Annotated in this window: 8 protein-coding genes; all 8 read right to left on the bottom strand. The window is 41.6% G+C overall.

Going from position 1 to position 8,098, the window contains the following annotated elements:
• Positions 1-434: 434 nt before the first annotated feature.
• The 8 genes from rplT to B2Z67_RS02305 all read right to left on the bottom strand — a co-directional run bounded on the left by rplT (position 435) and on the right by B2Z67_RS02305 (position 8,018).
• On the bottom strand, positions 435-785 hold the full coding sequence (rplT, locus tag B2Z67_RS02340; RefSeq protein ID WP_291528210.1) for a 50S ribosomal protein L20: 351 nt from the start codon (positions 783-785) through the stop codon (positions 435-437).
• A gap of 97 nt (positions 786-882) precedes the next feature.
• Complete coding sequence (rpmI, locus tag B2Z67_RS02335; RefSeq protein WP_291528209.1) at positions 883-1,080, bottom strand: 50S ribosomal protein L35; 198 nt, start codon at positions 1,078-1,080, stop codon at positions 883-885.
• 63 nt (positions 1,081-1,143) lie between these two features.
• Entirely contained in the window at positions 1,144-1,710 is a 567-nt protein-coding gene (infC, locus tag B2Z67_RS02330) for a translation initiation factor IF-3 (RefSeq protein ID WP_291528212.1), read from the bottom strand.
• Positions 1,711-1,831: 121 nt separating this feature from the next.
• Positions 1,832-3,772 (bottom strand): threonine--tRNA ligase, encoded by a 1,941-nt coding sequence (gene thrS, locus B2Z67_RS02325; protein WP_291528208.1) that lies wholly within the window; start codon positions 3,770-3,772, stop codon positions 1,832-1,834.
• A gap of 78 nt (positions 3,773-3,850) precedes the next feature.
• Positions 3,851-5,890 (bottom strand): tetratricopeptide repeat protein, encoded by a 2,040-nt coding sequence (locus tag B2Z67_RS02320; RefSeq protein WP_291528207.1) that lies wholly within the window; start codon positions 5,888-5,890, stop codon positions 3,851-3,853.
• A gap of 111 nt (positions 5,891-6,001) precedes the next feature.
• Positions 6,002-6,559: a peptide deformylase gene (gene def / locus B2Z67_RS02315; RefSeq protein WP_291528206.1), complete on the bottom strand. Its 558-nt coding sequence runs from the start codon at positions 6,557-6,559 to the stop codon at positions 6,002-6,004.
• Positions 6,560-6,599: 40 nt separating this feature from the next.
• Positions 6,600-7,025 (bottom strand): Holliday junction resolvase RuvX, encoded by a 426-nt coding sequence (gene ruvX, locus B2Z67_RS02310; protein ID WP_291528205.1) that lies wholly within the window; start codon positions 7,023-7,025, stop codon positions 6,600-6,602.
• Positions 7,026-7,265: 240 nt separating this feature from the next.
• Positions 7,266-8,018: a YjbH domain-containing protein gene (locus B2Z67_RS02305; RefSeq protein ID WP_291528204.1), complete on the bottom strand. Its 753-nt coding sequence runs from the start codon at positions 8,016-8,018 to the stop codon at positions 7,266-7,268.
• Between the last annotated feature and the right edge of the window lie 80 nt (positions 8,019-8,098).

Genomic DNA, 8,098 nt, shown 5'->3' with positions numbered 1-8,098 from the left:
CCAATGATTTGCGGGTGAGCCCAGAGAAAACTGAAATAGTCCATGATTCAAAAAAGGAACGGCAACCAAGGTTGCCGTTCCTTCTCATTAAAAAAAGCCGCACCGATGATGTGATGAAACTCCGAATGACATGATTTGAGCGCTCGTCCTCTTTGTAATCCACCGACTCAAAGGTTACCCCGAAGGGCGTGGCCCGCCATTGAGAAACGAAGCTTGTCTCGGTATTCCATTATAGCTTGATGAGTTTCCCGATCCAATCAATGCGGCTATATTTTCTACAACAAATATAGTAAGTTTCTATGAAAGAAACAAAGAAAAACGGGAAAATGTTTCCCTCTTGTGGTATATTTCACATTACTTACATAGTCTTAAAAAGCAAAAGTGCCGATTACCCATTCGTAATCAGCACCTTGTAAACTATCTGCTAAATAGACTTAAGCAACTTTTGCTTTAGTTACAATAGCTTTGAATGCTTCCGGATGGTTCATCGCTAAATCAGCCAAAACTTTACGGTTGATTTCGATACCTGCTTTGTGCAATGCACCCATTAACTTGGAATAAGACATACCTTCCAAACGGGCGGCAGCATTGATACGCTGAATCCACAAAGCGCGGAAATTTCTTTTCTTATTCTTACGATCACGATACGCATAAGTCAGACCTTTTTCCCACGTATTCTTGGCTACGGTCCATACGTTCTTTCTTGCACCAAAGTAACCTCTGGTTAACTTCAAAATTTTCTTTCTTCTTGCTCTGGAAGCAACATGATTTACTGATCTTGGCATAGTTTTACTCTTTTTTGAATGTTAGCGCCGTTACTTCACATAGCGGACTTAAAGCTAATGCATTCGGTTAATACTTTAATAATACTTTGTACGCTTTTTACTTCATAGCTAAGAGTTCCTTAACCTGATTCACATTCGTTACGTCAACCATAGTCGAATGGCACAGATTTCTTTTTTGCTTCTTAGTCTTCTTAGTCAAAATGTGACTGTGAAAAGCGTGCTTTCTTTTGATTTTACCTGTTCCGGTAAGAGTAAATCTCTTTTTAGAACCGGAGTTAGTTTTCATCTTTGGCATCTTACTTATTTTTAAATTATTAAATTATATATGGTAATGCACTATACCTGCGGCATTACTCATTTATTCTTCTGCTTTTGGTGCTACAGGTTTCTTCTGTTGTCCCTCTTTTTTCTTCGGAGAGAGCTGAATCGTCATTCTTTTACCTTCAAGCACAGGCATTTGATCTACTTTCGCATACTCTTCCAAATCATTGGCGAAACGTAATAGCAACACTTCACCCTGTTCTTTAAACAATATAGAGCGACCTTTGAAAAACACATAAGCCTTCACCTTGTCGCCATCTTCCAAAAAGCCTTTGGCATGCTTCAATTTAAAGTTGTAATCATGATCATCGGTCTGAGGTCCAAAACGTATCTCTTTTACATTAACCTTAACTTGCTTTGCCTTCTGTTCCTTCTGACGCTTCTTTAACTGATAAAGAAATTTAGAGTAATCAATGATACGGCAAACAGGAGGTTGTGCATTCGGAGAGATTTCCACAAGATCCGCTTCATGCTCTTCGGCAAGTTTCAATGCCTGAGCTATCGGATACACTTTGGGTTCTACATCATCGCCCACTATGCGAACTTCTTTGGCACGGATCTGTTCATTAATCCGGTACTGCCCTTTTAAGCTGTCATTTTTCATTAAATAACCTTTACTTCCAGTTTGTTTCTTTTTTATTACTTCCAAATTTAATTTTCTTTTTAGGTAAAAGCTGTCTTTAGAACATCCAATATATGCTATGCTTTTACAAGTGGGCGCAAAGTTACCATTTATTTATCATATTTTGAACTTCTTCATTTAAAATTTTAGCGAAATCCTCAAATTTCATGGTTCCTTTATCTCCTTCGCCCTGTCTACGGACAGAAACTTCTTCATTTTCCGCTTCTTTTTCACCCACAATCAACATGTAAGGAATGCGTTTCAACTCGTTATCACGAATCTTACGTCCGATCTTCTCGTTACGTTCGTCTACAATCGCACGGATATCACATTGCTTCAAGAACTTTTTCACATCCAGGGCATAGTCGTTAAACTTCTCACTGATAGGCAAAATTGCAACCTGCTCAGGGGTCAACCACAATGGGAATTTACCTGCCGTATGCTCAATAAGCACGGCTACAAAACGTTCCATTGAACCGAATGGAGCACGATGAATCATAACCGGGCGATGTTTCTGGTTGTCGGCACCCGTATATTCCAAATCAAAACGTTCGGGCAAGTTATAATCCACCTGAATGGTACCCAACTGCCAACGGCGACCAATGGCATCCTTAACCATAAAGTCAAGCTTCGGACCATAGAATGCGGCTTCGCCATATTCTATTTTGGCGGTCAGGCCTTTTTCTTCACAAGCTTCGATAATAGCCTGTTCCGCTCTTTCCCAATTATCATCACTGCCGATATATTTCTCACGATCCACCCTGTCACGCAAAGAAATCTGTGCTTCCACATTGGCAAAATCCATAGAACGGAATACGATAGAGATGATATCCATTACGCGCAAGAATTCATCCTTCACCTGATCGGGACGGCAAAAAATATGCGCATCATCCTGCGTAAAGCTACGTACACGTGTCAAACCGTGCAACTCACCACTCTGTTCATAGCGACAAACCGTACCGAATTCAGCCATACGCAAAGGCAGTTCCTTGTATGAGCGTGGAGAATTCTTATAAATCATACAGTGATGGGGGCAGTTCATCGGTTTCAAAAGGTATTCTTCTCCTTCTTCCGGAGTATGAATCGGTTGGAATGAATCTTTGCCATATTTTGCATAGTGACCGGAAGTTACGTACAACACTTTGCTGCCGATTGGCGGAGTAATAACCTCCTGATAATCGTAACGCGCCTGGATACGACGTAAGAAATCCTGCAAACGCAAGCGCAATGCAGTACCTTTCGGCAACCACATCGGTAAGCCTTTACCTACTGTATCGGAGAACATGAACAAATCCATTTCCTTACCGATCTTACGGTGGTCGCGCTTCTTGGCTTCCTCCAGCATAACCAGATATTCATCCAACATCTTCTTTTTCGGGAATGAGATACCATAGATGCGTGTCATCATCTTACGGTCTTCATGTCCGCGCCAGTACGCACCTGCTACCGACATCAGTTTGATAGCCTTGATCGGTGTGGTGGTCATCAAATGCGGGCCACGGCACAAATCAGTGAAAGCGCCTTGCGTATAAGTAGTGATATGCCCATCTTCCAATTCGGAAATCAACTCACATTTATAAGTTTCTCCACGATCACCGAATTTCTTCAGAGCATCCGCTTTAGAAACGCTTTCTCTGACAACTGCTTCTTTCTTTGCTACCAATTCAGCCATTTTAGCCTCGATAGCCTGCAGGTCAGACTCTTTAATTGTCGCTTCTCCCGGATCTACATCATAATAAAAACCGTTTTCAATGGCAGGACCAATACCGAATTGAATACCCGGGTACAATTCCTGTAATGCTTCGGCAAGCAAGTGGGCGCTGGTATGCCAAAAAGCATGCTTACCCTGTTCGTCTTCCCACTTATAGAGAACAAACTTCGCGTCCTCATTGATAGGACGTCCCAAATCATAAATCTCACCGTTTACGCCACACGCCAGCACTTCCTGCGCCAGGCGGGAACTGATACTTTCTGCAATTTGTAATCCCGTTACTCCGTTATCATACTCACGTACGGAGCCATCCGGAAATGTTATATTTATCATATTGTTATGTATATTTTATATTTCAGCACGCAAAAGTAACTAATTCTTTTTGATTTCTCATTTTCAAGCTAAAAAATGTTATTCACGTGTGTCTGTAAATCGCTTAATAATGTTGTAGGCAGATACAATTCCCAACTCGCCCGCCTTACTCAAATCTGTAATGCCCTGTTTGTTATTGCCCAGGAATATATAAGTCAAACCACGGTTGAAATATGCCTCGGCAAAATCTTTATTCAATTCGATAGCCTTATCATAATCCACCAATGCCGCACGATAGTTCTTCAGCATAGACAATACATTAGCACGGTTATAATACCCATAAACAAAATCAGGCGCCAGTTGAATGACATGATCCAAGTCATTTCTGACAATATCATAATCTATGGCTTTCACTTCAGCCGCTTTTTTCTCGTCAACGGAAGTTCCGGGAACACCTTCGTTAAGACCGGCTTCCGCCTTCTTATATTCCAGTTGTTTATAACGTACCAACGCCCGCATAAAATATGCCGGAAAGAATTTATCATCCAATAGAATGGCTTGCGTAAAGTCATCTATAGAACTACTAAAGTCCTGAACTAAATAAAAATCAAGTCCGCGCAAGAAACGTTTCTTGGTATCCTTATCATCCGTAACAATATCCGAAGTATGAGAATCTATCAGGGCAAAATGGTAGTTTACCTGTTCTTCTGTCAGCGGAGCCTCCATGTTGGTAATGCGCAACGGTTTGGGGAAAAGTTCCGAATGGTTCAGTTCATCAATATACTTATGGAAATGAATAATACGTTTCACTTCACTCGGCCTTTCATAGTATGTCAGTGCATACATTGGCTCCATCTTGATAGTCACATTCCGGTCTTGTACACGTCCACGGTAATGACTCTTATATTTCTGTTCCGCTTCGGAGTCATCAGCAATTACGATTTTCCGGTAATTCTCCATATTCCTATCGGACTTCTTACGCGTCTTGCCATCATCTTCACCATCATCCTGCGAATTATCCGCAAGGTCTTTATCATTCGATGTTACGCCGTTACGTTTATCAATCTGCATCTTCATGACCTTGAACTCATCCTGTTCGGCGCCTTTCCGGTCTCCTATTTTCTTCCGGGCTTCGGCACGCTGGTAATATCCGGCAAGGAAATTAGGATATTCATCAATCACTTTCGAATAATCGCTGATAGCTCCTCGATAATCACCCGTCTGAGCGCGCAGCAAACCACGATTGAATGTCGCCATCATATTATCCGGCTCTATTGTAAGGACAAAATCAAAATCCTCTATAGCACGGTTATCATCACCAACCTGAGCACGCAGCAGACCACGGTTATAGTGTCCGAGGAAGTTGTTCGGATCAATATCCAACGCCAAGTCATAGTCGCTCATGGCACCTCTCAGATTATTCCGGTGAAAACGAGCCAACGCACGATTGATGTAATTACCTGCATTTTTTGCACTTAAGTGGATAGCCCGGTCCAAATCTGATTCCGCTTCCGCATATTTACCTTGTTGCAAACGCACTATAGCACGCGCCCCCCAACCATCAGGGTCGTAACGATCCATATCAATCGCCTTTTCAAAGTCAGTCAGAGCTTGCAATGTATCCTTTTGCTGCAACGATACTTCACCACGCATCAGATAAGCACGAGTATACCTGGGCGATATCTTCAGTAACTTTCCTAAATCTTCTTTAGCGGCATCATAATCTTTCTTCTGTATATGACAGAGGGAAAGGTTATGCCATAGTACTAAATTCTCAGGGTCATATTTCAGAGCGGTTTTATAATCTTCAATAGCGCCATCATAATTATTCTGCCGAATACGAGCCAACCCACGAATCTGGTACGCCCCTACCACGAAAGGGTTTCGATTAATAGCAGCGTCGCAATCCGCTTCCGCACCCTGAAAATCATCCAGATTAATCTTCGCCAAGCCACGAAAGAAGTAAGGCTCATATAAATAAGGCTTAGCATTAATTACCTGGTTGAAATATTGAATGGAAAGCACATAGTCTTCAAAGTACAACGCATTACGCGCGATAGTCATCACCCGTTCCGTATTGATCTGTGCATACAACAACGTAGGAAGCAACAGGAAAGCAATCAGTATTTTCTTTATCATCTTGTCTTATAAATACTTGTAAACGAAACAAATTTAATGCTTTTCATCCACTTGGAGGGATTAACAGAAGACTTTTTATATTTTTTGAGCCTTTTATACCTTATTATATGGTTAATATTTCACTGTCTTTACCTTATACGAACAATGAGCCTTTCCTTTCAGCAATGCATTCAGCTTTCCTTTTATCATTTGCTTACGCAACGGGGACAGGTGGTCGATAAACATTTTCCCATCCAAGTGGTCAAATTCATGCTGCATCACGCGTGCCAGATAACCTTCCACAATCTCGTCATGCTCCACCATGTTCTCATCCATATACGTTACATGAATCTTGTTTCCACGTTTCACTGACTCATGAATACCGGGAAGGCTCAAACATCCCTCTTCCATAGCAACTTCCTCACCCGAAACATCCAGAATATGAGGATTGATATACGCTTTCCGGAAATCCTTATATTCAGGATGGTCTTCGGAGAGCACGTCCAAATTTATCACTACTACACGAATAGGGAGTCCCACTTGCGGAGCTGCAAGCCCCACACCTTCCGCATTGTCCATTGTCTCAAACATATTCGCAATCAATTCCTTCAAATCAGGATAGCCGGGAGTAATATCTTCTGCCACTTTTCTCAATACAGGCTGACCATATACGTAAATGGGTAAAGTCATTGTCTATCTAATTATAAATTATTAATTCACTATTATAGCCTCATAATGAGGCAAAACGTTTATTTTCCAGATAGCTCTGCAGGATAATAGTCGCACTGATTTCATCCACCAGGGCTTTATTCTGCCGGTCTTTCTTCTTCAATCCGGCTTCCAGCATCGCCTTATGCGCCAAAACAGATGTAAAGCGTTCGTCGACATACTCTATCGGCATACCCGGCAGCTTCTTTCTCAATGAATGGACAAAGGGTTCTATTCGCTTCATATTCTCCGAAAGCTCATTGTTCATTTGCCTGGGAAGCCCTACAAGGATACGCTCTACCGGCTCTTTTCCTACATAATCAAGGATGAATGCCAGCAGTTCGTGCGTAGGTACGGTTTTCAATCCGTTAGCAATCATCTGCAATGTGTCGCTGACGGCTATTCCAGTACGCTTCCTGCCGTAATCAATCGCTAATATTCTACTCATAACGGGCTACAAAATTACGATTAAAATTTGAGATTTGCCCTATCTGGTGTTATAATACAGGGCAAGCGTATTAAAATGAATATATAAAATGTACAGGAATAGAGATAATCTTGTCGATCATCTGCTTCGCTAAATTCTCATTATTCATTTTGATGCGGTTGCCCTGGTCATAATAAGAAAAGAGGAGGCTTAACGTTATGTTAAGTCTCCTCTCTTATTTGGAATTTATAGTATAATATTTTATTTCAAATTGACTACGTAGGTCAGCCCCCCACTGAAATACTGCATTTTCTGCATTTCCATCTGTATGTGCAGATGGTTGAACAACAAATAGGAGGCACCTAAAGCAAAATCCTTTGAATCATATTCCGCAATCAGTCTCAGTTGCGGATGGAAAGATGGATTATAAGTGACGCCTAATGCTAAACCGTTCAACTTATATTCTTTCCGGTTATTATAAAGGTAAGATAGGTGTACGCCTACCTTTTCCTTGCCGATGACGGGTATATGCTTGGAAACTGCAATGTAGAAACGACTGAAATACCCGTTTCCTTTTTCTGAACCAACCATGCCACCCCCGGATGAAGTGAATGGGTCTGATGTTCCCAAAACCACAGCCGGCATATACTTCCAGAATTGCCCTTCTTTCAAAGCCCGCAACCGGACAGAGAAATATCTGTCCTGATTCGTAAAACCTGAATAGCCGTGAGGCTTTAACCCCAGCGCTTCCGCTTTAAAAAGCGTGCATGTGTATGCCACTTCCAACCAGGGGAAAAAGGTTATATTCAGGTAATAGTTGTAAGTATGATAATACCAGGTAGGTGGTGTCAATTCCTTGTTCACGAAGTTTCCACCAATCATGAAGGTCTTGTCACGCTGCATCTCCGCAGAAGGGGCATGCAACAACCCGGTTGTGCCATACGTCAACTGCGCAGAAACGATAAAAGGAAGGAAACAAAAAAGAACGGTAAGGAACAGTTTGAATTTCATCATCACAAAACAGTTTCAGGCATTATAATAAAAAAACACATTAGTAGTAGTTATCGGCATATTACAAGATAATGAAGGCGTCC

The sequence above is a fragment of the Bacteroides sp. UBA939 genome (genome assembly GCF_002293435.1).
GTDB lineage: Bacteria > Bacteroidota > Bacteroidia > Bacteroidales > Bacteroidaceae > Bacteroides.
Note: the sequence above shows the minus strand (reverse complement) of the source record. Positions and strands in the feature narration are given on the sequence as shown.